Annotated in this window: 26 protein-coding genes and 2 pseudogenes; 12 read left to right on the top strand and 16 right to left on the bottom strand. The window is 67.2% G+C overall.

Translation table 11 applies throughout. The annotated features are described in order from the left end of the window. The first annotated feature begins 100 nt into the window (after positions 1-100). From AC5Y36_RS00975 to AC5Y36_RS00955, 5 genes are all read left to right on the top strand, one after another. Complete coding sequence (locus AC5Y36_RS00975) at positions 101-721, top strand: TetR/AcrR family transcriptional regulator (RefSeq protein ID WP_500038993.1); 621 nt, start codon at positions 101-103, stop codon at positions 719-721. Positions 722-729: 8 nt separating this feature from the next. Continuing rightward, positions 730-1,233 carry a hypothetical protein gene (locus AC5Y36_RS00970; protein WP_500038992.1) on the top strand — a complete coding sequence of 168 codons (504 nt, stop codon included), beginning with the start codon at positions 730-732 and terminating at the stop codon, positions 1,231-1,233. 208 nt (positions 1,234-1,441) lie between these two features. Continuing rightward, the gene (locus tag AC5Y36_RS00965; protein ID WP_500039120.1) at positions 1,442-2,686 is read left to right on the top strand and encodes a cytochrome P450; all 1,245 of its coding nucleotides are present in this window, start codon (positions 1,442-1,444) and stop codon (positions 2,684-2,686) included. Beyond that, positions 2,683-2,871, top strand: a complete 189-nt coding sequence (locus AC5Y36_RS00960) for a ferredoxin (protein WP_500038991.1) — start codon at positions 2,683-2,685, stop codon at positions 2,869-2,871. Before AC5Y36_RS00965 ends, AC5Y36_RS00960 begins: the two co-directional genes overlap by 4 nt. Before the next feature lie 69 nt (positions 2,872-2,940). Further along, on the top strand, positions 2,941-3,183 hold the full coding sequence (locus AC5Y36_RS00955) for a DUF1330 domain-containing protein (protein ID WP_500039119.1): 243 nt from the start codon (positions 2,941-2,943) through the stop codon (positions 3,181-3,183). A gap of 84 nt (positions 3,184-3,267) precedes the next feature. Here the strand turns inward: AC5Y36_RS00955 and AC5Y36_RS00950 are convergent, their stop codons facing one another. The 8 genes and pseudogenes from AC5Y36_RS00950 to AC5Y36_RS00915 form a co-directional block, all read right to left on the bottom strand. Then, complete coding sequence (locus AC5Y36_RS00950; RefSeq protein ID WP_500038990.1) at positions 3,268-3,462, bottom strand: ferredoxin; 195 nt, start codon at positions 3,460-3,462, stop codon at positions 3,268-3,270. Continuing rightward, complete coding sequence (locus AC5Y36_RS00945) at positions 3,459-4,661, bottom strand: cytochrome P450 (protein ID WP_500038989.1); 1,203 nt, start codon at positions 4,659-4,661, stop codon at positions 3,459-3,461. Before AC5Y36_RS00945 ends, AC5Y36_RS00950 begins: the two co-directional genes overlap by 4 nt. A 165-nt stretch (positions 4,662-4,826) precedes the next feature. After that, positions 4,827-5,621: pseudogene (locus tag AC5Y36_RS00940) on the bottom strand (NAD(P)-dependent oxidoreductase); the annotation flags it as partial. Next, positions 5,609-6,427, bottom strand: coding sequence for an NAD(P)-dependent oxidoreductase (locus tag AC5Y36_RS00935; protein WP_500038988.1), 819 nt, complete (start codon positions 6,425-6,427; stop codon positions 5,609-5,611). The gene AC5Y36_RS00935 and the pseudogene AC5Y36_RS00940, both read right to left, overlap by 13 nt. After that, positions 6,427-7,320: an alpha/beta hydrolase gene (locus tag AC5Y36_RS00930; RefSeq protein ID WP_500038987.1), complete on the bottom strand. Its 894-nt coding sequence runs from the start codon at positions 7,318-7,320 to the stop codon at positions 6,427-6,429. The genes AC5Y36_RS00935 and AC5Y36_RS00930 overlap by 1 nt, the downstream gene beginning before the upstream one ends. Beyond that, a complete protein-coding gene (locus AC5Y36_RS00925) occupies positions 7,317-8,969 on the bottom strand; it encodes a thiolase C-terminal domain-containing protein (RefSeq protein WP_500038986.1) in 1,653 nt (550 codons plus the stop codon). The genes AC5Y36_RS00930 and AC5Y36_RS00925 overlap by 4 nt, the downstream gene beginning before the upstream one ends. 11 nt (positions 8,970-8,980) lie before the next feature. Then, positions 8,981-9,175: pseudogene (locus tag AC5Y36_RS00920) on the bottom strand (ferredoxin); the annotation flags it as partial. Continuing rightward, positions 9,172-10,479, bottom strand: coding sequence for an NADH-ubiquinone oxidoreductase-F iron-sulfur binding region domain-containing protein (locus AC5Y36_RS00915; protein WP_500038985.1), 1,308 nt, complete (start codon positions 10,477-10,479; stop codon positions 9,172-9,174). The pseudogene AC5Y36_RS00920 and the gene AC5Y36_RS00915, both read right to left, overlap by 4 nt. Positions 10,480-10,508: 29 nt before the next feature. Between AC5Y36_RS00915 and AC5Y36_RS00910 the strand changes: the two genes are divergently transcribed. Beyond that, on the top strand, positions 10,509-10,979 hold the full coding sequence (locus AC5Y36_RS00910) for a hypothetical protein (protein ID WP_500038984.1): 471 nt from the start codon (positions 10,509-10,511) through the stop codon (positions 10,977-10,979). A gap of 5 nt (positions 10,980-10,984) precedes the next feature. On the opposite strand, the gene AC5Y36_RS00905 is transcribed toward AC5Y36_RS00910, so the two are convergent. Genes AC5Y36_RS00905 through AC5Y36_RS00890 form a run of 4 tightly spaced genes read right to left on the bottom strand, consistent with a single transcriptional unit; the run spans position 10,985 to position 14,514 of the window. Then, positions 10,985-11,851: an alpha/beta fold hydrolase gene (locus tag AC5Y36_RS00905; RefSeq protein WP_500038983.1), complete on the bottom strand. Its 867-nt coding sequence runs from the start codon at positions 11,849-11,851 to the stop codon at positions 10,985-10,987. Positions 11,852-11,865: 14 nt separating this feature from the next. Beyond that, entirely contained in the window at positions 11,866-12,258 is a 393-nt protein-coding gene (locus AC5Y36_RS00900) for a Rieske (2Fe-2S) protein (RefSeq protein WP_500038982.1), read from the bottom strand. After that, positions 12,259-13,401: an amidohydrolase family protein gene (locus tag AC5Y36_RS00895; RefSeq protein WP_500038981.1), complete on the bottom strand. Its 1,143-nt coding sequence runs from the start codon at positions 13,399-13,401 to the stop codon at positions 12,259-12,261. Between the two features lie 24 nt (positions 13,402-13,425). Beyond that, positions 13,426-14,514 (bottom strand): amidohydrolase family protein, encoded by a 1,089-nt coding sequence (locus AC5Y36_RS00890; protein ID WP_500038980.1) that lies wholly within the window; start codon positions 14,512-14,514, stop codon positions 13,426-13,428. Positions 14,515-14,820: 306 nt separating this feature from the next. On the opposite strand from AC5Y36_RS00890, the gene AC5Y36_RS00885 reads away from it, so the two are divergent. Both AC5Y36_RS00885 and AC5Y36_RS00880 read left to right on the top strand, forming a co-directional pair. Then, on the top strand, positions 14,821-15,831 hold the full coding sequence (locus AC5Y36_RS00885; protein WP_500039118.1) for an acyl-CoA dehydrogenase family protein: 1,011 nt from the start codon (positions 14,821-14,823) through the stop codon (positions 15,829-15,831). Further along, positions 15,815-16,990 carry an acyl-CoA dehydrogenase family protein gene (locus AC5Y36_RS00880; RefSeq protein ID WP_500038979.1) on the top strand — a complete coding sequence of 392 codons (1,176 nt, stop codon included), beginning with the start codon at positions 15,815-15,817 and terminating at the stop codon, positions 16,988-16,990. The genes AC5Y36_RS00885 and AC5Y36_RS00880 overlap by 17 nt, the downstream gene beginning before the upstream one ends. A gap of 82 nt (positions 16,991-17,072) precedes the next feature. Here AC5Y36_RS00880 and AC5Y36_RS00875 read toward each other — a convergent pair whose 3' ends face one another. From AC5Y36_RS00875 to AC5Y36_RS00860, 4 genes are read right to left on the bottom strand one after another with little or no spacing between them, the layout of a single operon-like run. Further along, positions 17,073-18,431 (bottom strand): cytochrome P450, encoded by a 1,359-nt coding sequence (locus tag AC5Y36_RS00875; protein ID WP_500038978.1) that lies wholly within the window; start codon positions 18,429-18,431, stop codon positions 17,073-17,075. Between the two features lie 17 nt (positions 18,432-18,448). Beyond that, positions 18,449-18,655 (bottom strand): ferredoxin, encoded by a 207-nt coding sequence (locus tag AC5Y36_RS00870; RefSeq protein WP_500038977.1) that lies wholly within the window; start codon positions 18,653-18,655, stop codon positions 18,449-18,451. 32 nt (positions 18,656-18,687) lie between these two features. Further along, positions 18,688-19,548 carry a mycofactocin-coupled SDR family oxidoreductase gene (locus AC5Y36_RS00865; protein WP_500038976.1) on the bottom strand — a complete coding sequence of 287 codons (861 nt, stop codon included), beginning with the start codon at positions 19,546-19,548 and terminating at the stop codon, positions 18,688-18,690. A 39-nt stretch (positions 19,549-19,587) separates the two neighbouring features. Further along, entirely contained in the window at positions 19,588-20,289 is a 702-nt protein-coding gene (locus AC5Y36_RS00860; RefSeq protein WP_500038975.1) for an SDR family NAD(P)-dependent oxidoreductase, read from the bottom strand. Between the two features lie 241 nt (positions 20,290-20,530). On the opposite strand from AC5Y36_RS00860, the gene AC5Y36_RS00855 reads away from it, so the two are divergent. From AC5Y36_RS00855 to AC5Y36_RS00840, 4 genes are all read left to right on the top strand, one after another. Continuing rightward, positions 20,531-22,033, top strand: coding sequence for an aldehyde dehydrogenase family protein (locus tag AC5Y36_RS00855; RefSeq protein ID WP_500038974.1), 1,503 nt, complete (start codon positions 20,531-20,533; stop codon positions 22,031-22,033). After that, positions 22,030-23,235, top strand: a complete 1,206-nt coding sequence (locus AC5Y36_RS00850; RefSeq protein WP_500038973.1) for a CaiB/BaiF CoA transferase family protein — start codon at positions 22,030-22,032, stop codon at positions 23,233-23,235. The genes AC5Y36_RS00855 and AC5Y36_RS00850 overlap by 4 nt, the downstream gene beginning before the upstream one ends. A 196-nt stretch (positions 23,236-23,431) precedes the next feature. Continuing rightward, the gene (locus AC5Y36_RS00845; protein WP_500038972.1) at positions 23,432-24,244 is read left to right on the top strand and encodes an MlaE family ABC transporter permease; all 813 of its coding nucleotides are present in this window, start codon (positions 23,432-23,434) and stop codon (positions 24,242-24,244) included. Between the two features lie 4 nt (positions 24,245-24,248). Further along, positions 24,249-25,106, top strand: coding sequence for an MlaE family ABC transporter permease (locus AC5Y36_RS00840; protein ID WP_500038971.1), 858 nt, complete (start codon positions 24,249-24,251; stop codon positions 25,104-25,106). Position 25,107 lies beyond the last annotated feature (1 nt).

Here is a 25,107-nt window from a genome sequence, read left to right as displayed (position 1 = left end):
CTGAGCCGACGCGGAACAAATTTGTCCGGGTGAGACCCTTGTCACAGCCGTCCAACCAACCTACTGTGTGTTCAGTAGGTTTGTTGGACGAAGGAGTCCGGTGTCCGATACGCGGCCGTATGCCACGCTGCTCGCCAAGGGCGAAGACCGCAAACAGCGAATTCTGATCGCCGCTCAACGGTTGCTGACCCGCAACGGATGGCGTGCCACCTCGCTGGCCCAGATCGCCGGCGAGGCCGGTGTCACCCCGGCCGGGCTGCTGCACCATTTCGAATCCAAGGAACAACTGCTGCACGCGGTGCTCGACGCCCGCGATGACGACGACGACACCCACTCGGACCGCTCGGGGGATCTGATCGAGCAGATCGCCCGGGTCGCCGACCGCATGTACCGGTCGCCGGAGTTGGTGGGCACCTTCGCGGTGTTGCTGGTCGAGAACATCCTGCCCGACGCGCCGCTGCACGATCGTCTGCTGACCCGCTACCGGGCCGCGGTGGACATCGTCGCCGACGGGATTCGGCGCGGTCAGCGCGCCGGGCGCTACCGCGCCGACCTGGACCCGGCCCGCAAGGCCGCAGAGATCATCGCGTTTGTCAACGGAATGGAGACCACATGGCTACTCGACCCTTCAATTCCACTGACCGAGGTGTTCAAGGGCTACGCCGAGTCGCTCACGCGCGACTTCGCCCCTCCCGGTCAGGCGCAGTCCAGCCAGACCTAGAGCCCGACATGCGGTACCGCCTGGACGTGGTGTCACCCACCGTGTCAGACGCGGTCCGCTTCGCCGGCGGGTGGCTGTTCGACCGGGTGATGGCCGGCTGGGACGTCACCGTGTTGGTCTGCGACTCGCACGCGGATCGTCCGCTGCAGGTGCTGGGCGCGCGAACCCTGGACCTGGAGTCGGCGCTGCGGTCGGTGGGTAGCCGGCCGGTGCCGCAGAGTCTGGCGGTCGCGGCCGATCTGTTCGAATCCGATACCCGGGTGCGCAGCGGGGTGCTCGACGCGCTGGAGCAGGGCGCGACCGAGGTCACGTTGTGGGGTGACACCGCGTCGACCGAATTGGATCGCAGCGTGGACGCCGTGCACCACCGGCTCAGTGGTGCCGCCCAGGTTTTCAAGGCCCAGGCCCTGGCGGCCGCCGACGCCGCGGCGCCGGTCGGTCCGGTCGAAACCTTTCGCAGCGCCATGACGCCGCGCCGGTCGGTCGCCGCCGACCTGATCCCGGCCAGCTGACCCGCACGCCGGGCGGCACTCCCACGACGCACGACCGGCGTGTCGCGTCGTGAGAATGCCGCTGGCGACGGCGCGCACCTGGTTGACGCTGCGCACCCGGTGTGGAAGTGTCTTAGTCAATAATGAGAGTGACATTCTCGCGTGCGAGAAGGGAGTGAGCCGGACCGTGGACGACGTGGATGCGATCGACTTCTTCCGGGATGAGGCCATGGTGGCCGACCCGTACCCGTACCTGCACGCGATGCGGGAGCGGTGCCCGGTCGCCAGGGAACCGCACCACGGGGTCACCATGGTGACCGGTTGGGAGGAGGCCTGCGAGGTCGCGGGCAACGCCGAGGTGTTCTCGTCGTGCATCTCGGTGACCGGCCCGTTCCCCGGCTTTCCGGTACCGCTCGAGGGCGATGATGTCAGCGAGCTGATCGACAAGCACCGCGACGAGCTGCCGTTCAGCGACCAGTTGCCCACCCTGGACCCGCCGACCCACACCGATCACCGTTCGTTGCTGATGCGGCTGATCACCCCCAAGCGTCTCAAGGAGAACGAAGACGCCATGTGGGTGCTGGCCGACCAGGTGCTCGACACCTTCCTGGCGCCGGGCGAGGGCGAATTCATCAAGGGCTTCGCGGGTCCGTTCACCCTGCTCGTCATCGCCGATCTGCTCGGGGTTCCCGAGGACGACCGCGGCGCGTTCGTGGACAACATTGCGCGCCACGCCGGCGGCGGGGTGGGCAGCACCGACTCGGAAGCGTTGGCGCACAGCCCATTGGAGTTCCTCTATGGAACCTTCGCCGACTACATCACCGACCGCCGCAGCAATCCCCGCAAAGACGTGCTCAGCGATCTCGCGGCCGGCACGTTCCCAGACGGATCAGTCCCTGATGTCACCGACGTGGCGCGGGTGGCGACCAACGTGTTCTCGGCCGGCCAGGAGACGACGGTGCGGCTGCTCGGCGCGGCGCTGCAGGTCATCGCGGAGCGTCCGGACATCCAGCAACGGTTGCGCGATGACCGCAGCCTGATCCCGAACTTCATCGAGGAAGCGCTGCGGATCGAGAGCCCGGTCAAGGGCGACTTCCGGCTCTCGAAGGTCACCACCAGCGTGGGTGGCGTCGAAATCCCCGCCGGCACAACGCTGATGGTGTGCAATGCGGCTGCCAACCGGGACCCGCGCCGCTTCGACGACCCGGACACTTTCGACCCGGCCCGCAAGAATGCCCGTCAGCACATCACCTTCGGGCGCGGTATCCACAGTTGCCCCGGGGCGCCGTTGGCGCGGGCCGAAACCCGGGTGGCGATCGAGCGACTGCTGGACCGCACCACCGACATCCGGATCTCCGAGCGGCTGCACGGCACCGCGCAGGAGCGCCACTACCGCTACGTTCCGACCTACATCCTGCGCGGCCTGATGGAACTGAACCTGGAATTCACGCTGACCGAGGACGGTGCCCGATGAAGGCCTCGGTTGACCCGGACCGCTGCCGCGGTCACGGTATCTGCACCACGATCTGCTCTGAGGTGTTCGCCATCAACGAGGACGGCTACTCCGATGTGATCGTCCCGGAGATCCCCGACGAGTTCCACGACGCGGTGCGTGACGCCGTCAAGCAATGCCCCGAGCAAGCCATCGAAATCAGCTGAGACAAAAGGAATCAGAGCGTGCCCAAGGGATATGTCATCTTGACCGAGGCCATCCACAATCCCGAAGGGATGAAGGAGTACGCCCGCGCCGCCGGGGTGGCGATGGGCGGGGCGAGCATTCTGTCGGTGGACACCGCCCCGCAGGTGATCGAAGGCAGCTGGCACGGCGATCAGACCGTGGTGCTGGAATTCGACTCGGTGGAGGCCGCCCGCGCCTGGTACGAATCCGAGGCCTATCAGAAGGCGGCGAAGTTGCGCCGGGCGGCCGCCGACTGTAACGCGGTGATCGTCTCCGGCTTCCCGGGGCAGTGACGCGAGACTTAACCCGCTGCGGTCCGCCACGGTGTGTCGTCGCAACAGGTTACGTGTCGTGCGGCGGGGAGGGGTCGCGAGGCGCTAGTCCTCGACGATTGCCAGCGCCTGGCGTGGGCACTGGCGCACCGCCTCATGCACGTCGTGCTCGGTCTCCGGGGTGACCTCCGGCTGCAGGATGGTCAGCTCGTCGGCGTCGTTGAGATCGAAGACCTCCGGGTTGATCCCCATGCAGATCCCGTTGGCTTCGCACAACCCATAGTCGACAGTGACCTTCATCGGCTCACCCGCACCGGCACGTTGCTCCACCCCGCGACATTCTGCATGTGCACGCGCTGCAGTCCGTCCCAGTCCACCTCGTAGCGCGGCATGAAGTCGAGCAGCCGTTCCAGGGCGATCTTGGACTCCATCCTGGCCAGCGCCGCGCCCAGGCAGCTGTGAATCCCGTAGCCGAGCCCCAGGTGCTGGGCCTCGGTCTGGTCGCGCCCGATGTCGAAGGTGTCGGCGTCGGTGAACGCATCCGGGTCCCGGTTCGCCGCGGCGCCGATCAAAAACACCGGCTTGCCGGCCGGAATCGTGCCGCCACTGACCTGCGCTTCTTTCAGCGTGTAGCGCACGTTGTACTGCACGGGCCCGGCATAGCGCAGCAGTTCTTCCACCGCACCGGCGACCAGGTCGCGGTTGTCGAGCAGCCGCTGCCACTGATCGGGATGGCGGGCGAAGAGCACCGCGGCATTGCCCAGCAGCTTGGTCACCGTCTCGGCGCCCGCACCACCGAGCAGCGTTGCAAAACCGGTGATTTCGATGTCGTCGAGGCGACGCATCTCGCCGTCCTCGCCCGGGATCTCGGCGGCGATCAACCGGCTGATCATGTCGTCCTGCGGCTCGGCGCGACGCTCCTGGATCAGCCCGTAGTAATACATGCCGGTTTCGATCGCGGCCTGCATGCCGGCCTCGTCCATTTCCGGCTGGCCGGGTTCACGATGCAGGGAGGCGTCGATCCAGTGCCGTACCTGCTGGCGGTACTCCTCGGGCACCCCGGCCATCCGGGTGATGACCTCCACTGGGAACGGCCCGGAGAAGTCCTGCACCACATCGAAGTGGTCGGGATCGGCCGCGTTCAGGTACCGGTCGATCTGTTCGACCACCGTCTCGCGCTGCGCCTGGATCTGGCGCGGCGTGAATGCCTTGTTCAGCAGGCTGCGCATGTGCCGGTGATCGGGCGGGTCCATGAAGATGATCGACTTCTGCGGCACCTGGCCGGACCGCACCATGGACAGATCGCAGCCGCGTGCCGAGGAATAGCTCTCGAAATCCTTGAACGCCGCAGCCACATCCACGTGCCGGGTCAGCGCGTAGAAGTCCAGCTCCTCGTTGTAGTACAGCGGAGCCTCGACTTGCATTCGTCGATAGATATCGAACGGATCGTTGAAATATTCGTCCGAGAACGGGTCGAATACGAGTTTCGGCTGGACCATTAGCGCTGCTCCTCCTCATCGCTCCGTTCTGCCTCGTCAGCGTGAGTCGCCGACTTCTCCTCAGCGGCGCAGAGCGGGCTGGAATATTGCTGGCCGGGGATCGGACCGTAGACCTAACAGTAAGGCATACCGGTCGAATGTGGAAGCAGAATTCGACCGTGCGCCTCAACCCGTTCCGGCGGCGTTTATCGCGTCGTCCAGCACCCCCAGATCGGCCCCCAGATCGGCTGCGACGGCACGCACCACCGCGATGTCCTTGGTGATGAAATCGCCCACTACCTCGACAAAGGAGGCAACCGACCCGCGGTCGGCGACGGCGCTGGCCGCCCGCGAGGCGCCGCTGCCGTGCACCAGCGCCGCCAGCAGCTTGGCTTCGGGCACACCCAGGCGCTCGCCGAGTCGGGTGGCCGCCGACAGCAGCCCGATCTGCGCGCCGAACAGCGCGTTGTTGATCAGCTTGACCCGCTGCCCGGCACCGCAGGCTCCGACGTGCAACACCGGGTCGCCGTAGTTGGACAGGACCGGGTGGACCGCCGCCACCGCCTGATCGGAGCCCCCGACGAACAGCGTCAATGTGCCGGCCGCCGCGTCGTGGGGTCCGCCGCTGACCGGGGCGTCGACGACGCGGGCACCGCGCGACGCGATCGCCTCGATGGTGCGCGGACTGGCGGTGGTGTGGACCACCAGCACGGATTCCGGGCCCATCGTGGCCAGCAGCTCGCTGTCCAGGCACACCTCACGGACCTGTTGGTCGGTGAAGACGCAGACCACCACCACCTCGGCGCCGGTGCCCACATCGGCCAGGTCCGCAACCGCCCGGGCGCCCAACGCGGTCAGCTCGCCGCACTTTTCGGTGCCGCGTCCCAACACCGTGACGTCGTGGCCGGCCTCCACGAGGCGGGCCACCATGGGCCGTCCCATCCGCCCGGCGCCGACGAACCCCACCTTCATCGCGGATGCTTCATCAGCGCGAGTGTGGCATCGGCGGCGTCGAGCACCGCCCCGGGCGTGGCGCCGGCCTGATCGGCCAGATCGGCCACCAGCCGGACATCCTTTTGCAGCAGGGTCCCGGCCAGGCCTGCCAGCCGGTCCAGCGTGCCGCCCGAACCCTGGATGCTGTTGAGCGCGAAGCTGTTCGCGCTGCCCCGGGACACCACCTGGGCGAGGCGCTCGGCGGAAACGCCGAGGGATTCGCCGAGCGCGAGCGCGGTCGCGGCGGTGCCCAGATTGGCGGTGAACAGCAGATTGTTGAGCAGCTTGGTGACCTGCCCGGAGCCGATCCCGCCCAGATACACCACCGGATCGGCATAGCTTTCGAACACCGGGCGGCATCGGTCGGCCACGTCTTCATCGCCGCCGACCATCACCAGCAGCTTTCCTGCCGCAGCCGCCGGCCCGCCGCCGCTGACCGGGGCATCGAGTACCGAAACGCCCTGCACCGCCGCCGTTTCAGCGATCTTGCGGCAGGTGTCGGGGTGCACGGTGCTGTGCACCGCGATCACCCCGCCGCTCGACAACCCGCTGAGCACCCCGTGCTCGCCGCTGACCACTTGCTCGACGTCGGCGTCGCCGACCACGCACAGGCATACCAGGTCGCTGGCCCGGGCCAGTTCCGCCGGGGACCCGGCGTTCTGGGCGGCGGTGTCGGCGTAGGGCTGAAGGGACGCCGTCCGCCGGGCCCACAACGTCGTCGGATGGCCGGCATCGATGATCCGGCGGGCCATCGGCCCGCCCTGGCTGCCCAACCCGATGAATCCAACCCGCATCAATCGGCCTCCCACTCATTACCGGCGGCGGCCCTGGCCGCCACACACTGTTCGACGAACGACAACACCGAGAGGTGGTACGTCTCGGCACTGAAAGCGAGGCTCAGATTGTGTCCGGTATCGGCCTGATCGTTGACCTGCCAATGCGGTACCGCGGTGAACAGTGCCGCGATCTCGGCCTGCGCGGCGGCATCGGACTGCCAGACCTTCTCGTACTCGGCGAAACTGAACCGCACCGGTACGCGGGTCTGGGCCGCCAGCGCGGGAAAGTCGATGCGGTGCCAGTCGGCCACCATCGCGGATTCATAGGCCGCGCCGGAGGAGGAGTTGGTGACCCCACCCAGCACCTCGTTCGGGTACAACCGGGCCGGCTCCCACAGCAGCTCACGCAGCCCGGCCGGCCGACGGTCGGGGCGCGCCTGGCGCAGCACCTCGGCGGCTGCCGGGTGGTAGCGCAGACCGGTGCCGGCCAGCTCCAGGCCGAGCAGATCGGTGCCGCGTTCGTCGGCGGCCATCCGCAGCGCCAGTTCGCAGCCGTTGGAATGGCCGAGCACGAACACGCCGGCACCCCGCGGCCGGTCGCCGAGAACCCGGTCGACTGCGTTGTAGGCCAGGTCGACTCGCTGCGCGGGGTCGACGATCGCCTCCGGGTAGGGTGCGGAACTGCCGTACCCGGGTCGATCCAGCGCGATCACGGTGCAGCCCTGCGCTGCGCCGGTGCGCAACAGCGACAGCCGGGGCTGGCCTGGGCAGTCGAAGTACGCCGACGTGGTGCCGCCACCGTGCAGCGCGACCACCACCGCGCGCGGATCGCGCGCCTCGGCGAACAGGGCAGACATCGGTATGCCGCCGGCGTTGACGACCCGCGGCACAACGGTATTGGCCGTGTTCATGTGTCGGTCCGCAACAGCAGCACTCCGCTGGGCGTCAGTCCGCCGCTGCTGGCCACCGCCACCCGGGCACCGGGCACCTGCCGGTCACCGGCCTCGCCGCGCAGCTGGGCGACGGCTTCGTGGATCAGCCCCATGCCGTGGGTACGCCCATGCGATAGCTGGCCGCCGTGGGTGTTCAGCGGCAGCACGCCGTCGCGGGCGATGTTGGTGCCGCCGTCGAGAAAGCTCTTGGCCTCCCCGATGCCGCAGAACCCCAGCGCCTCGATCCAGGACAGACAGTTGAAGGTGAATCCGTCGTAGAGCTCGGCGACGTCCACGTCGGATGGTCGTAGCGAGGTGCGTGACCACAGGTGGGCGGCCTGTCCGAGGACCTGCGGCTCATGGGTCAGGGTGCTCTGGTCCCAGTCGATGCGTTCCACGATCTGGGTGCCGACTGCCTCCACTCGAATCGGCGGCTTGGCTAGATCGGCGGCGGTGTCGGCAGCCGAGACGATCACCGCGACCGCGCCGTCGCACGGCACGTCGCAGTCGTACAGCCCGAACGGGGTGGTGATAGGGCGCGCCGACAGGTAGTCGTCCATGGTCATGGGATCGCGGTAGATGGCCGTTGGATTCAGGGCGGCATTGGCGCGCTGGTTCAGCGCGATCCAGCCCAGCGTCTCGCGGGTGGTGCCGTAGCGGTGGAAGTGCCGCTGCGCGTTCTGGGCCAGGGTGTGCGCGGCGGACGTGGCGCCGAACGGCATCTGCCAGCTGGTGGTGCGGCCGCCCTGCGGGACGATCTTGCCCTGCTTCATCAATTCGTTGTAGGTGGCCTCCCACAGGGTTCGGAAACACAGCACGTGCCGGGCCAGCCCGCCGGCCACCGCCAGCATGGCGGCGATCACCGAGCCGCCCGGACCGAACGTCTCCATCCCGCCGTTGTGCCAGGTCGGTCGGATGCCCAGCGCGGATTCCAGCGCGGTCACCCCGCCCTCACCGAAGGGGCCCGGCAGCCCGGCGCCGGGATAGGTGGACAGGCCGTCGATGTCGTCGAGGCTCAGCCCGGCGTCCTCGATCGCTGCCCGGCAGGCCTGCACGGTCAACGACAGCGGCGGCACCATCAAGCGCCGGCCCAGCGGCGACGCCCCGACACCGCTGATGGCCACCGCATCTTCGAACTTGCGGTGCGACACCATCGGCCGTACCTGCGCGGCGAAGTCCTCGGGCGCGATCTCATCCGCCGGCAGCGACGCGACCTCCGGGGACCCGGTGGGCCGGAACAGCGGCAGCCACACGTCCTCGTGCTGTTCGAACACCACGTCGAGTTGCTGCCCGAGCTGCAGCTGCTCGGGATCGCCGTCGATCACGTTGGTGGTCAGCCGCACTCGCGGGTCCTCGTTGATCGCGACCTGGGCCACCACGTACGGCGCCGGCAGACCGGGCAGGCTGAAGCGGTGGTTGACGGTGAACCCGATCAGGGTGGCGCGCCCGGAAACGTCGCGCACACCCAGGTTTTGGCCCCGGCAATACCGGCACACCGGCTGCGGAGGGTGGATCAGCGCGGCACAATCCCGACACTCCTGCAGCCGCAGAGTCTGGTCGGCGCCGGCGGTCCAGAAAAACGCGTTCTCCTCGGTGACCAGGGGCAGCGGTCTGCCCGGTGTGCTCAACTCGCACCGTCCTCGGTGACCTCGATGATGGCGTGCACCGGACAGTCCAGCAGGGCACGCAGCACGTCGTGCTGGTCGGCCTCGGCCACGGTGCCATCGCCGATCAGCGAGGCGTAACCCCAGTCGTCCAGGGAGAAGTGCGCCGGCGCGTGCTTGGCGCAGAAGCCGAATCCGTCGCACAGTGTGCGGTCCACGCGGATCTTCATGCGGTCACCTCCTCCACCGCATACGGACGTTCGGCACGGAAGACGCCATCGCGGCAGAGCGCGCAGGCGGCGGAGAGGTGGGCGGCAACCATCTCCGGGAACCGGGTCAGCAGGCTGGCTGCCACATTGGTGGCGCCGTCCAGCGTTCCGCAGGCACCGCGCCCGGGCAACACCCGCGCCCACCGCTGCAGCCGCTCAACGTCTTCGGTGGTTGCGATCCCGTCCCGCAGCGCCTCGGCCACCGCCGCCATCGCCGCGGTGCCGTTGAAACACGACCCGCACTGTCCGGCGTTCTCCCGGCCGAAGTAGGCCAGCACGGACGCCGCGACCGCGACCGGGCAGTCGTCGGTAAGGATCGACATCGCCCCGCAGCCCAGGCCGCTGCCCTGGGCGCGCAGACTTTCATGATCGAGGGTGACGTCCAGTACATCGCGGTTCAGCAGACCGGCGAAGTAGCCGCCCATCAGGACGCCGCGCATCCGCTCAGCCGTAATTCCGTGCACATCAAGCAGTTCAGCGACGGTGACGCCGTGCGGCAGCTCGTAGAGCACCGCCGGTCGACCGCCACCGGTGACGGTCGCCAGAAAGGTGCCCGGGGATGAAGCGGTGCCCACCGAGCGAAATCCGGTCGCACCATGCCGGTGCAGATAGGGAAGATTCGCCAGTGTTTCGACGTTGGAGACCAGCGTCGGGCGCTGGCCGACTCCGCGCTGATAGGGGCGCGGGGGCTTGTCGGTCGGCTTGGCGGGGCCCCCATTGATGGCGCGCACCGCGGCGGTCTCCTCGCCGGCTACATAGCCCGCGTCGACGGTGAACACGCTGATCGACAGACCGCCCAGGGTTTCCGTGGTCATCTCACTCAGCGCGTTCTCGACACAGCGGGCCGCCAACGGGTCCGAGACATACACGTAGGCCCGGCTTGCGCCCACCGTCTGCGCTGCCAGCCGCAGCCCGTCGAGCACCAGATGCGGGCGGTTGCGCAGCAGCCAGCGGTCTTTGATCGACGCCGGCTCACCCTCCTCACCGTTGGCGAGTACGACGGTATCCCGGCCGTCGCGCGCGGCCTCACGCACCGAACGCAACTTGATCGCGAGCGGGAACGCCGCCCCGCCACGCCCGAGCAGGCCGCTGCGCTCCACCTCGGCGAGGAACGCGTCGGTGTCCGACAGGGCCCGGTACCCGCCGGCCGCCGTGTAGCCCGCGCAGTCCTCGGTGCCATCGGACAGCAGCCGCGGCGCGCAGCCGGGCCAGGCAGCGGCGGTGATGTCCCCGATGTCAGCGGTCGGCGCGCTACCAGTCGTCATTGCCACCTCTTTTGATTAGGCTCGCGGACGTGAGAACAGCGGTGGTACGCGTCGACGTCGACCCGGGTGGGCAGCTGACATCCGAGCAGCTGGCGGCGGGGATGGCGACGTTGCGCGGAGCCGCCGAGCTGGCCGGTGCCGACGTGGTCGACACCGATGTGGCAGCCATGCCGGTGGGGCGCCGCCAGGTCCGGCTGCTGATCACCGGGGCGGGCCCCGACGTCGGAGAAATCGGAGTGCGGCTGTGTGCCAGTGCATTCGGCACCACACCGCAGGCCGGTGTGATCACCTATGTGAGTCGAGGAACCGACGCCGATGTGCATGGGGTGTTGGCTGGTTTCGGTTTGACCGGCGAGGTCCGGCGCACGCCCGGGGCGAACGGCCTGGATGTGGTGCACGTGACCATGCCCGAGGCGGATCTGCTGCGGGTCGGTGAGAGCCGCATGCACACCGCGCTGGAGGCGTCGCTGAACTGCGAAGTCCACATTCATACCTGCTGAACCCATCAGCGGCCCAGGAATTCCAGGATCGCCGGGGCGGCCTGCACCCAGGTGTCGAACATGTTGAAATGCTTCACTTTTCCGGCGGCACGGTCCTCCGCGGCGCGCTCCCAGGCGTCCTCCGGCCAGGGCGGGTCGATCAGCTCGGAACCCTTGATCAGGCAGCTGACCTCCAGCGAGGTCCGCTTGGGATGGTCCAGATCGTTCTCGCCGCCGCGGATGATCAGCGTGGGAACCGTGATCCGGTCGAACATTTCGTCGTCCACGCCGGGAATCGTCTGTCCCGGCTTGGACACGAACGCGTTGAGCCAACGCAGCATGACCTTGAGGAAGGCGTCGCCGTCGAAGTCGAGGAACCGCTGCTTGTTGTTCGGGTTCTCCTCGATGCGTTCGCGCCATTCCTGGACTTTGACCACCGCGTCCATCCCGGTGCCGCGGACCGCCAGAATGCTGGGCACGATGTAGTACGAGCCGAGCACGAAGGTGCCGTAGATCCCGCCGACGATGTTCCACACCACCAGCTTGGTGACCATCTCGGGGTAGAGCATGGTCGTCAGCATGGAATCCCGGGCGCCACCCGAACCGCCGGCCAGGATGCACGGGCCGGTGTCGAGCGCGGCGAGCAGCCCGTGCAGCGTCTCGGCGCGCATGTGCGATTCGGACTGGCCGTAGAACTGCACGTCGGAGGCCCCGCAGTTGGGGCGGTCCCACAGCAGCACCCGGTAGCCGCCGGCGACCAGGGCCTGCGCCAGTGGACGCAGGCCCGGAATCTCCTTGGAGAACCGCCCGCCGGGCGTCAAAACAATCAGATCACCGGTATCACCGATGATTTCGTAGACAACGTTTCCGCCGTTGACTTCGATAGAGGCCACCGATTACTCCTGTGCTAGGCCTGGACCAGGACGTCGTTGCCGACAACCCGCACCGGGTAGGTGCGGATACTCCACTCGGGCTTGACGGCGGTGGTGCCGGTGGCGAGCTCGAAACCCCATTGATGCCACGGGCAGTAAATGTATTCCAGGTCCCGCACCATGGCCGCGTCTCCGGGCGCGGTCTCGTCGACGACAGTGCGGCCGCGCAACCGCCCGGTACACAGCGGACCACCCTGATGCGGACAGAAGTTCGCGATGGCGTAGAAGGTGCCGTTGATGTTGTACACCCCGACGCCGTGATGCCCGATCGGCACCAGTTTGTGAGTGCCGGGCGGGATCTCGTCAATGGTGGCAACGATGTGCTCGCGACCCTGGGCCAACCGGGGCCGCTGATCTTCTTGGGTCATTCAGAACACCCGCACCTGACCCTCAAGCGCCGGGACCGTGTCCGGCAGATGGTAGGTCGCCAGACCGTTGCGGAACATCACCGCTTCGCGAGCGGCCTTCGGCAGGTGTTTGACCAACCAGCGCGGATCGTCAAACGTCCAGTGCGGGTAGTCCGAGGAGTACAGCAGGATCTTCTCGCACTCCATCCATTCGAAGGCCCGGGTCAGCTCGGTCTTGTCCTCCGGGTAGTCCAGCGGCTGGGTGGTGAACTTGATGTGGTCCTTGACGTATTCGCTAGGTTTGCGTTGGATGTCCATCCACGACTTGCGGGCCGCGTAGATGGCATCCATCCGCCACATCAGCGGCAGGATCCAGCTGAAGGCGTGTTCCACCAGCACGATGCGCAGCGTCGGGAACCGGTCGAAGACACCGTCGAAAATCAGGCTCATCACCTGGTTCGCCGCCAGCAGCGAGTAGGTGACCATGAAGTCGTGGTTGTAGCTGGGCAGCCCCACCGGCGGCATCGGCAGTTCCTCATGGTGGCTGCGCGACAGGTGGCAGCTCACCGTGATGTCGTGTTTGGTTGCCGCCGCCCAGATCGGGTCATACCTCGGGTCCCCCCATGACGGGCGCGGCTCGGCCTTGATCAGGATCTGCGCCATGTAGGGATGGCCCGCCCACTTCTCGATCTCGGCGGCGGAGGCCTGCGGATCCTCGATCGCGGCGCAGATCGATCCGCGCCAACGTTCATGCCAGTTGTTCTTCGAGTCCAGCCAGTGGTTGGCCTGCCACTCGTTGAGCGCGCACGACATCGCGTGCTGCGCTTCGGGGATGCGGGCCGGGTAGGCGCCGGGCTCCAGAATCACGTAGTCGGCGCCCGCGTCCATGATCAGCTGCTTGAAGGCCAGCTCCGGGTCGCTGCCGGGGAATTCGCCGTCGGCGGGGAACGCGTCGACCCGCATCGCGTACGCGTGGGCGTAGTCGGGGGCGTCGTAGTAGATCAGCTCGCCCACTCGCCGGGGCAGGAAATACTTGGAGCGCCACGGTTCCGGGATGTACTGGGCCAGTTCGCCGCGCCGCGGCACCGGATGAACATCGGAGTCGACACAACGCACGGCGACGCGCTCGGCCGCCGGTTTCCGCTCTGTGGCTGTCACGGTCATCGTGATCTCCCTCGATCCAGGTCTCTAGTGTGCGCCCGCCGCGGCCGGAACGTCTATGCCGTACAACTGGCTGGCGTTGCGCCAGCACAGCTTGTCGCGCTGCTCGGCGCTGAAGGTGTGCGGCACGTCCAGTTCGTTGCTCTGCCAATGCGGATAGCTCGATCCGTACATCACCATGTCTTCCTTGCCGGTGAAGCCGAACCATTCCCCGGCGAACTCGGTGTCGCCAGGGCCGTCCATGGCGCCCTGCACGAAGTACACATGCCCGGGCAGGTAGTCGCTCGGCATCTTTGGGGCCCACGGTGTTTGCTCCAGGTGTGGGCGGCCGAAGGTGTCCATCCGCCAGATGAACGGCGTCAACAGGTCCGCCGCTCCGTCTGCGAAAACGAACTTGAGCGCGGGCATCCGCTCGAATACCCCCTCAGCGATCATGTTCATCAGGTGGTACAGGTAGTTGCACGCCATGAAGCTGACGTAGTGCTCGTAGGTGCGGGTATTGCCCGACGGTGTCGGGGATGCGGCGATGCCCGCACCCACCTCGATGTGCGCGGCGACCGGCAGGCCCGCGGCCACCGCGGCCTCCCACAGCGGCCAGAACTGCGGTTTTCCGTATAGCTCGCGTGATTGCAACGGGATTCCGATCTGCACCACCCGGGGATGGTCCTTCCATCGGTCGATCTCGCGCAGCGCGCCGGCGACGTCGTCGGGGTTGACCCGGATCGTGCCGCGGAAACGCTCCCCGTGTTCGCTGTGGTCCAGCCAGCGTGATACCAGAATGTCGTTGTGCGCCGCGGCGATCGCCGAGCCCAGATGCCGGTCGGGCATCACGCCGCGAGTCATCGGGTGCAGCACCGCCACGTCGACACCGCGGTCGACGAACAGGTGCTCGGCGACGACGTCGGGGTCCGAACCGGGGTACCGGCGATCGGGACCCTCGGTACCGGGCGCGTACTCACCGCCGGGCGCCCCATACCAGTCCATCTCGTAGTCGGGGAAACCGCGACTCTTGTACGGCTCGTGCAGGAAGCTGCGGAAATCCTTGTTCGACTTGGCGAAGATGTGCACGCTGGCGTCGATCACGGGCGTGCGATCGCCGTCCGGATGTTCTCTCATCAACGCCGCCCTTCGCCGTGTCGCCGGACTGGGGTACCGGAGTCGGTTGCCGGGTTGGGGTGCCCGCCGGGTCGCGACTCGGGTGAGTCACCGGAGGCCGGCACCCGCTGTGACCCATTGTATAGCTGTGTTCTTGGTTTGCAAGAATTCGGTTCTCATCAGCGGTCCGGGCAGATGCCGCTGGCAGCGGCGGTGTACGGCGGTCGGGAGCGGTGCTGCGGAACGGTAGCAGCATAACTCAGAATGAGATCATTACATTCGCTAATGAGAATGTTATTCTCTATCTGGCTGAAAGGCGGTGGCGCGGTGCTTCTCGAGTTCGACGACGACCAGCGGCTGTGGCAGGACACGGTGCGGGATGTGGTGGCCAAGCAGTGCCCGCCCACGCTGGTCCGCGGTGTGGCCGAAGGTGGGGGCCAGGAGGCCATCGAGCCGCTCTGGAAGGGCTACGTCGACCTGGGCTGGGCCGAGCTGCACGAGCCCGAGACCGCGGTGGAGTTGGCGATCGTGATCGAGGAACTGGGTCGCGCCACCGATCCCACGCCGCTGCTGGGGACCCTGACGCAGTTCGCGCCGCTGGCCGCCGAGCACTACCTGCCCGGTTCGACCGGGGCGGCGGTTTTCGGCGGGGTGACCGCGCACCGTGACCCCGACGGGTGGGTCCTGGACGGAACGGCGCTACGCGTCCTCGATGGGGATCGGGCCGACCGGCTGGCGGTGGTCAGCGCGTCCGGGGTGTTCCTGGTGGACGCCGACGCGGTGACCGTCAGGCGCACCTCGGTGTTCGACCCGACCCTGCACGTCGCCGATGTGTCCTTTGCCGGCGTGCAGGTGCCCGACACCGCGCGGGTGTCCGACCGTGCCAGCGGCGAGCGGGCCCGGCACGTTGCGCTGACCGGGATGGCGCTGACCATGGTGGGAGCCTGCCAGCGGATTCTTGATCTGGCGCTGGAACACGTCCGCGGCCGCCACCAGTTCGGGGTGCCGATCGGATCGTTCCAGGCGGTCCAGCACAAGGCCGCCGATATGCACGTCGCCATCGAGCGGGCGCGGGCCCTGGCCTACTTCGCCGCACTGACCATCTCCGCCGACGACCCGCGGCGACGGATGGCCGCGCTGATGGCCAAAGCGGCGGCGGGGGAGTGTCAGTCGGTGGTGTTCCGGCACGGTCTGCAGCTGTTCGGGGCCATGGGTTTCACCTGGGAGAACGATCTGCAGTTCGCGCTCAAGCGAGCGAAGGCCGGTGAACTGATGCTCGGTGGCGCCGCCGAACACCGCGCGACCATAGCCGAGGAATATCTTGCAGCTCACGTTTGATCCCGAGGTCGAGGAGTTCCGGTCGGAGTTCGTCGCCTTCCTAGAGGCGAATCTGCCCGCGGAAGCCGAAACCGGTGAGCGGCCGCGGTCGGTGTCGCACATGCCGGACTGGGCGCGCCGCTGGCAGCGGCTGTTGTTCGACAACGGCTGGCTGCTGCCCGGGAATCCGCCGGAGTTCGGTGGCCGCAACGCCACGCTGCTGCAGCAGTTCGTGCATCTGGAGGAGCTGTGTGGGCGCCGGATCTACCACAGTTTCAACCCGCAGGGTGTCAACATCATTGCCGCGTCGCTGCTTTCGTTCGGCAGCGACGAGCAGAAGCAACGCTGGGCGGTGCCGATTCTGCGCGCCGAGATCACCGCGTCGTTGGGCATGAGTGAGCCGAGCGCCGGATCCGATCTGGCGTCGCTGCGAACCAGGGCGGATCGCGACGGTGACCACTTCGTCGTCAACGGCCAGAAGGTGTGGACATCGGGCGCCCACGACGCCGACGTGCTGCTGACGTTCGTGCGCACCGATCCCGATGCGCCCAAACACAAGGGCATCAGCGTGTTGCTGATCCCCACCGATACTCCCGGGGTGGTGTGTCGGCCGTTCCCGACCATCTGCGGCATCGACGACAAAGACTTCAACGAGGTGTTCTTCACCGACGCGCGGGTTCCGGTGGAGAACCTCGTCGGCCCGCAGGGCGGCGGGTGGCGGGTAGCCAACGGATCGTTGGGCCACGAACGCACCATGATGTGGCTGGGTTTCGCCGACCGATTGGACAACATCATCGCCGACTTTCGCCCCGATGGCGCGTTGCAACGCGACCAGTTCGCCACGGCGGTCATGGATTATCAGGCGCTGCGCCTGCTCGGCTCCAAGGCACTGGCTCGGGCCAACCGCGGGGAGGAGGACGTACCCGCGCTGTCGGTGCTCAAGCTGCTCGGCTCTGAAGCTGAGATGGTCGCCTCCGGACACGCGCTGGATGCAGCGGGTTCAAACGGGCTGGTGCACCCGGCGAATTCGGGGCCGTACGCGCCGATGAACCTGGACAGCTACTTCGCCAGCTGGTTTGAAAGGCATGCCCGCAGCTTCTCGGGCACCATCGCCGGTGGCACCTCGGAGATCCACCGCAACATCATCGCCCAGCAGGTACTGGGTCTGCCGCGGGGCTAAGCATGCGCGAGCAGACGTAAATGTGCCCTATTCCAATGGAATTAGGGCACATTTACGTCTGCTCGCGCATAAAAGGCTCGCGCTAAGAGAGGACCACCGGGTCCTTGTGTTCGGTGATCGGGCGGGCGCAGCCCTGTTCGTCGCAGATGCGCTGCAGCTTCTCCAGCGTCTCATCCAGGCCGGGGCCCAGCGGCTTGCCCGGCGTGAAGGTCGCCGGCAGGTGACGCATGCCCTGGATGACACCGATGGTGTCGTAGTGCACGGTGCCCTCCGGGTCGCACCGGTAGTCCGGCATCCGGTCCAGCACCGCGGTCAGCATTGACTTGAACACCGTGCGTGCCACATTGGATCCCACGCAGCGATGAACCCCGAGCCCGAAGCTGAAGTGCCGGTTTCCCTTGCGGTCCAGGATAATCCGGTTCGGGTCATCGAAGACGGCGGGATCCCGGTTGGCCATCGCCCAGGACAACCACAGCCGCTCGCCCTCCTTGAACCGGTTGCCGTCCACCTCGACATCCTCGGAGAAGGTGCGCCCGTCGCCGGGAGCCGGGGTGAAGTATCGCAGGAACTCCTCGGTCGCCGGATTCAGCAGTGTGTCACGTTCACGGCTGAGCAGCTCGCGTTGTTCGGGGTGAGCGGCAAGCCATTCCAGCGAATGCGCGGTCAACGCCGTCGTGGTGTCGAAGCCGCCGCCGATGACCAGGCCCACCATGCCGAGCGCATCGATGTCGGGGACCGGCTCGCCGTCGATGCGGGCGGTGGCCAGCGCGTTGACGATACCGGGACGCGGATTCTCCTTGATCTCGAAGTAGCTGGTGAGCAGATCCAGCCCCATCTGACGGTGCAACTCGGCGACACGCACCGAATCGGGGGAGTGCTCCGGGGTGTACACGGCGGCATGCACCGGCTCGCAGTAGATCGTCCACTTGGCCAGCGGGACACCCAGCATCGCCAGCGTCAACACCGCGGGCGCGATGTTGGCCAGGTCGTCGACGAAGTCGATCTGCCCGGACTCGATCTTCTCATCGACGCAGGCCCGCACGATCTCGTCGATGAACGGCACCCAGCGCTTGATCGCGGCCGGCGACAGGTATGGGTTGACCACATCACGGTAGAAGCGGTGCTCCTCGCCGTCCATCTCCAGCATCCCGCCGCGCACCCCGACTGCACGTTTGGCCGGTGGAATCGAAATGCCTTTGTAGCCCCGGCGTTCGTTGTTCACGTCGTGATCGTTGACCACCTGCGGGCAGCGGGCCAGCTCGAAGACTTCGCGGCTGCCGGCGGCCACCCAATGGCCGTCGTAGGCCTCGGTCCATGCCATCGGGCACGAGGAGTGCATCTCCTGCGTGATCGTCTCGAACTGCAGCCGGTACTCCGAGGTGTGCCGGTCGAAGTGGTACTGGCCCTTCTTCCGGTCGCCGACGGACTCGTTGACGCTCAAGGCGTTGTCTCCCTTGGTTATTCTTGGCCGTCACCGGTGATGATGATGGCCTGCTCCGGGCAGGAATGCGCGGCCTCGCGCACCTTGTCCTGCTGGTCGGCGGGAACGATGTCGGTCACCGCCGACGAGTGGCCGTCGATGTCGTCGAGCACAAAGGAGTCCGGGGCGATCATCGAACACAGCGTGTGCCCCTGGCACCGTTCCGGGTCAACCCAAACTTTCATGCCGTTGCTCCTTATGGGGGGAAGAGTGGCGATCAGACGTGGTAGTCGTACCACTTGAGATAGCCGCCGGCATCGACCCGCAGTTGCATGCCGGTGACATAGCGCGCCTCGTCGGAGGCCAGCCACAGCACCGCGTTGGAAATGTCCTCGGGCTCGATGAACGGCACCTTCATCGCCTGTTGCACGTAGAAGACCGGTTCGGCGTCGGCACGGGTCGGGTTCTCCAGATCCGGGCGGAACGACCGGTACATCGGTGCGCTCTGCAGCATGTCGGTGTTGCAGTTGGTCGGGTGAATCACGTTGGCGCGGATGCCGCGCACCGCCAATTCGGTTGCCAGGTCGTGCACGTACTGCGCGATGAGCCGTTTGGAGGTCATGTAGGCCATGCCGCCCGGATCGGCGCCGGGGTTGGCCTTCTGGTGTGCGTCCATCAACGCGGCCGCCGACGAGGTGGCGATGATCGATGCGCCCTCACCGAGGTGGGGCAGGGCGACCTGGATGCCGTTGATGGTGCCGACCAGGTTGGTGTTGATCACGTCGGTCCATGCCTGCAGCGGCGGGTTGCCCTTCATGCCGGCCACGCCGGCTTGGGCGACGACGATGTCGAGCTTGCCGAACTCGGCGATGCCGGTGTCCAGGGCGCTCTTCAGCGCCGCCGCGTCGCGCACGTCGGCCTGCGCGGTGATGATGCCCCGCCCGGTCTTCTCGACCAGTTTGGCTGTCTCCTCGAGGTCAGCCGGGGTGGCCATCGGGTAGCCGATCGTGGCGATGTCCTCGCACAGATCGACGGCGATGATGTCGGCGCCTTCCTCGGCCAGCCGCAGCGCGTGGCTGCGGCCCTGACCGCGGGCTGCGCCCGTGATGAATGCGACCTTCCCGGCTACGCGTCCCACGTCATTTCCTTTCGTTGGCTCCAGCGAATTCAGCGCGCATCAGGTGTTGCGACCGCCGTTGACTCCCAAGATCTGGCCGGTGATGTAGCCGGCCTCCTCCGACACCAGGAAGGCGCAGGCCGCGGCGATGTCCTGCGGGGTGCCGATGCGCCGGACCGGTGTGCGGGCGATGTTGTCCTCGACGTCGCCGAGGAAGCCGCGGCTTTCGGCCTTGCGCAGCATCGGGGTGTCGATGAAGCCGGGCGGCACCGCGTTGACCGTGATGCCGTTGGGCCCGTATTCGAGAGCCAGGGTTTTGGTCAGCCCGTTGACGGCGGACTTGGCCGCCACGTAGTGCGCCATGTACGGGGTACCGGAGTGCGTGCTCGACGACGAAATGTTCACGATCCGACCCCAGCCGGCGTCCAGCATGTCCGGCAGCACCGCCTGAATGGTGTGGAAGACGCCGTTGAGGTTGACATCGATGACGCGTTGCCAGTCCTCGAAGGTGATGTGGGTGAACTTCTTGAACCCGTCCAGACCGGCGGCGTTGACCAGCACGGTGACCGGGCCGAGCCGCTCGCGGATCTGCGCCAGCGCGGCATCGAGCTGTGCGCGATCGGTGACATCGGCGGCGAACGACGAGGAGTCTTCGGATGGGTTGAGGTCGATGACGGCGACCTGGTGGCCGTCGGTGCGGAGCCGGTTGACGACGGCCGCGCCGATGCCTGAGGCACCCCCGGTTACGACAGCTGTTCTCACGAGCAGGCCGTCTCGGTCACAAAGAATCTCCCTTCCGAATATGAGAACCATACTCTCATAGCTGTGGTTCTGGCAAGGATGCCGCGAAACCGCGCTCAACTGCGCAGAAGCGGTGCCGACGGCTGTTGACGTACCGGATTCCCAGATCAGACGGGTTTGTCGATCCGCTTGAGTTCTCGTTGTCGGAATGTATGATTTGCCGCAGATGAGAATGAAATTACCAACCCCGGTAGGAGGCTGAATGCGTGCGCAGGACACGGCGGCGACCATTGCGGGCGGGAACGGAGCGTCCCCGGCAGGGCCGGCTGTGGACCGGCGGCTGCTCATCGACGGCGAGCTGATCACCACCCACGCCGTCTTCAGCTCGCTGAACCCCGCCACCGGGGAAGTCCTGGGGTATGCGCCGGACGCCGGCGTCGGCGAAGCCGAGGCGGCCATCGCCGCGGCGCGCCGGGCCTTCGACACCACCACCTGGTCGACCGACGTCGACCTGCGGATCCGCTGCATGGACCAGTTGCACCGGGCGCTGCTCGCGCACCGCGATGAACTCGCCGCCCTGACGATCGCCGAAGTCGGCGCCACCCCGGCCCTGACCCAGGGCGCCCAACTCGACCAGCCGATCGAGATCGTTCGCTTCTACGCCGACCTGCTCAAGGGCTACCCGATGACCGAAGACCTCGGGAACATCGAAAGCCGCGGAATGCAACACCACCGGTGGGTGGAGAAAGAGCCCGCCGGTGTGGTGGCCGCCATCATCGCCTACAACTACCCCAACCAACTGGCGCTGGCCAAGCTGGCCCCGGCGCTGGCCGCCGGCTGCACGGTGGTGCTCAAAGGGGCCCCGGACACCCCGCTGGTCACATTGGCGCTCGGCGAAATCATCGCCCGGCACACCGACATCCCCGCCGGGGTGGTCAACGTGCTCAGCTCGTCGGACCCGGCGGTCGGGGCCGCACTGACGACCAGTGCCGACGTGGACATGGTCACCTTCACCGGATCCACCCCCACCGGACGCGCCATCATGGCCGCCGCCAGCGACACCCTCAAGCGGGTGTTCCTGGAACTCGGCGGCAAGTCGGCGGCGATCGTGCTGGACGACGGCGACTTCAACACCGCGGCGGTGTTCTCGGCGTTCTCGATGGTCACCCACGCCGGCCAGGGCTGCGCGCTGACGTCGCGGCTGCTGGTCCCCAACAGCCACCACGACCAGATCGTCGAGCTGATCAAGGCCAACTTCGGTCATGTCCGCTACGGCGACCCGAACGACCCCAAGACCTACATGGGTCCGTTGATCAGCGAGAAGCAGCGCGACAAGGTCGACGCCATGGTGAAACGGGCGGTGGCTGCGGGAGCCACCCTGGTCACCGGCGGTGAAAAGGTCGACCCGGGCTACTTCTATACGCCGACGCTGCTGACAGGCGTCGACCCGGACGCTGAGATCGCCCAGGAAGAGGTGTTCGGGCCGGTGCTGGCGGTGATCGGTTACGACGATGACGACGACGCGGTGCGCATCGCCAACAATTCGATCTACGGACTGTCCGGCGCGATCTTCGGCAGCCAGGACCGGGCGCTGGCCGTGGCCCGTCGGATCCGGACCGGAACGTTCTCCATCAACGGCGGAAACTACTTCAGCCCGGACGCGCCGTTCGGCGGCTACAAGCAGTCCGGCATCGGCCGCGAGATGGGTGTCGCCGGGCTGGAGGAATTCCTGGAGCGCAAGACCTTCGCGGTGGTGGTGGGATGAAGCCGCTGGAGGGAATCCGGGTCCTGGAAGTCGCGATGTACGGGTTCGTCCCGTCCGCCGGGGCGGTGCTCGCGGAGTGGGGCGCCGACGTGATCAAGGTCGAGCATGCGGTGACCGGCGACCCGCAGCGCGGGCTGCGCCAAACCGGCATGCTGCGGGTCGAGGGCGACCCGAACCCGAACATCGAGCACGCCAACCGCGCCAAACGCAGCATCGGCCTGGACATGTCGGTGCCGGAAGGCCGCGAGGTGCTCTACGAGCTGGCCCGCCGCAGCGACGTGTTCCTCACCAGCTTCCTGCCCGGGCACCGGCGCAAATTCGCCATCGATGTCGACGACATCCGCGCGATCAACCCGAGCATCGTCTACGCGCGCGGAAGTGCGCTGGGCCCGCGCGGAGCGGAAGCGGAAAAGGGCGGCTACGACATGACCGCGTTCTGGTGCCGGGCCGGCACCGCGGCCACCATCACCCCGGCCGGGATGGACGGCATGATCGGCCCGCCCGGACCGGCGTTCGGCGACACCATCTCGGGCACCAACCTGGCCGGCGGGATCGCGGCGGCGCTACTGAAACGGGAGCGCACCGGCGAACCGTCGGTGGTGGATGTCTCGCTGCTGGGCAGCGGCCTGTGGGCGATGGGGCACACCGTGGCCGTGACGACCCACCTGGGCCAGCGGATGGAGGCGCTCCCGCCGGGCATCCACGGGTCGCCGATCAACCCCCTGGTGGGGCTCTACCCGACCGCCGACGGTCGCTACATCTCGCTGGTGATGATGCAGCCCACCAAATTCTGGGCCGACGTGTGCCGGCACATGGACCTCGACGACCTGATCGACGACCCGCGGTTCGCGACCGTTGAGGACATCGCCGCCAACACCCCCGCGGCGGTGGAACTGCTTACCGCGGCGATGGCCCAGCGTCCGCTGGCCGAGTGGAGCGAACGGTTCGCCACGCTGTCCGGGCCGTGGGCACCGGTGCAGGACACCCTGCAGGCGGCGGCGGACACCCAGGTCCGGGCAAATGAATACGTCGTGCAGGCCGGTGAACTCGAATTGGTCGCCAACCCGGTTCAGTTCGACGTCGCCGCCCCCGACACCGCGGCCGCCCCCGGCTTCGCCGAGCAGACCGAGGAGATCCTCGCCGAACTGGGTCTGGACTGGGACCGCATCATCGAACTCAAAGCCGCCGGCGCGGTCACCTGAGCTCGCGGGAGAATCGATGCCCCTACGCCGCAGTGGCCGCCGGTGTTGCGCCGAATCGCTGTGTGATCCGGCGTTCGGCGCTACGGTTATGCCTTCGAACCCGAGGGGTCCGAGGGGGTGCCGGCGTGACTAAGGCGGCCGCTGTGGGGTTTGACGAGACGGGCACGACCACCTGGGCCGAAAGGTCCGGGAACTGATGGGTATCAGGACGGTCGTGGACCGCTGGACGCCGGGCATTTCGATTCCGCGCGACTTCTCCGGGTCGATGCAGGCGATCGGCGGGCTGTTCGCCATGTCGGCCGACGCGGTGAAGTTCTTGTTTCGCCGCCCGTTCTATGGGCGCGAGTTCCTGGATCAGTCCTGGTTCATCGCGCGGGTCTCGTTGGCGCCCACGCTGTTGGTGGCGATCCCGTTCACCGTGTTGGTCAGCTTCACCCTCAACATCCTGCTTCGTGAACTCGGCGCCGCCGACCTGTCCGGCGCCGGGGCGGCCTTCGGCGCGGTCACCCAGGTCGGACCGATGGTGACCGTGCTGATCGTGGCCGGCGCGGGCGCCACCGCGATGTGCGCGGACCTGGGATCGCGCACCATTCGCGAAGAGATCGACGCCATGGAGGTGCTCGGCATCAACCCGGTGCAGCGTCTGGTGGCGCCCCGCATCCTGGCGGCCGGGCTGGTGGCACTGCTGCTGAACAGCCTGGTCGTCATCATCGGCATCGTCGGCGGCTACACCTTCTCGGTGTTCGTCCAAGACGTCAACCCGGGCGCGTTCGCCGCCGGCATCACGCTGCTGACCGGGGTCCCCGAGGTGATCATCTCCTGCGTCAAGGCGGCACTGTTCGGGGTGATCGCCGGGATGGTGGCCTGCTACCGCGGCCTGACGATCTCCGGCGGCGGCGCCAAGGCGGTGGGCAACGCGGTCAACGAAACGGTGGTGTACGCGTTCATGTCGCTGTTCGTGGTCAACGTGGTGGTGACCGCCATCGGTATCCGGATGACGGCCAGGTAGCGCCATGGGCAACCGCGTCACCATCAAAGCCGCCTATCCGCGCGTCGTGCGGGAGTTGCGTCGGCCCCGCAACGCGCTGGGCCGGCTCGGCGACCACACCCTGTTCTACGGCCAGTCGATCGCCGGGGCGCCGTTCGCGGCCACCCATTATCGCCGGGAGATCATCCGGTTGGTTGCCGAAATCAGTATGGGCACCGGCACTTTGGCCATGATCGGCGGAACGGTCGTGATCGTCGGGTTCCTGACGTTGGCGACCGGCGGCACCCTGGCAGTCCAGGGCTACAGCTCGCTGGGCAACATCGGTATCGAAGCGCTGACCGGCTTTCTGGCGGCCTTCATCAACGTGCGTATCGCCGCCCCGGTGGTCGCCGGCATCGGCCTGGCAGCCACCTTCGGTGCCGGGGTGACCGCGCAACTGGGTGCGATGCGGATCAACGAGGAGATCGACGCGCTGGAGTCGATGGCGATCCGTCCGGTGTCCTACCTGGTGTCGACCCGGATCGTGGCCGGCATGATCGCGATCACCCCGCTGTACTCGATCGCGGTGATCCTCGCGTTCATCGCCAGCCGATTCACCACCGTCGTGCTGTTCGGGCAGTCCGCCGGGCTCTACGACCACTATTTCCGAACCTTCCTGAACCCGATCGATCTGCTGTGGTCGTTCCTGCAGGCCATCCTGATGGCGCTGACGATCCTGCTGATCCACACCTATTTCGGTTATTTCGCCTCCGGCGGCCCGTCGGGCGTCGGGGTGGCGGTCGGCAACGCGGTGCGCACCTCACTGGTGGTGGTGGTCTCGGTGACGCTGCTGGTGTCGCTGTGCATTTACGGTTCCAACGGAAACTTCAACCTGTCGGGGTAGG

The sequence above is a fragment of the Mycobacterium sp. NGS50 genome, from assembly GCF_059812545.1.
The sequence above is the reverse complement of the archived record's forward strand: the minus strand, read 5'-3'. Positions and strand labels throughout refer to the sequence as shown.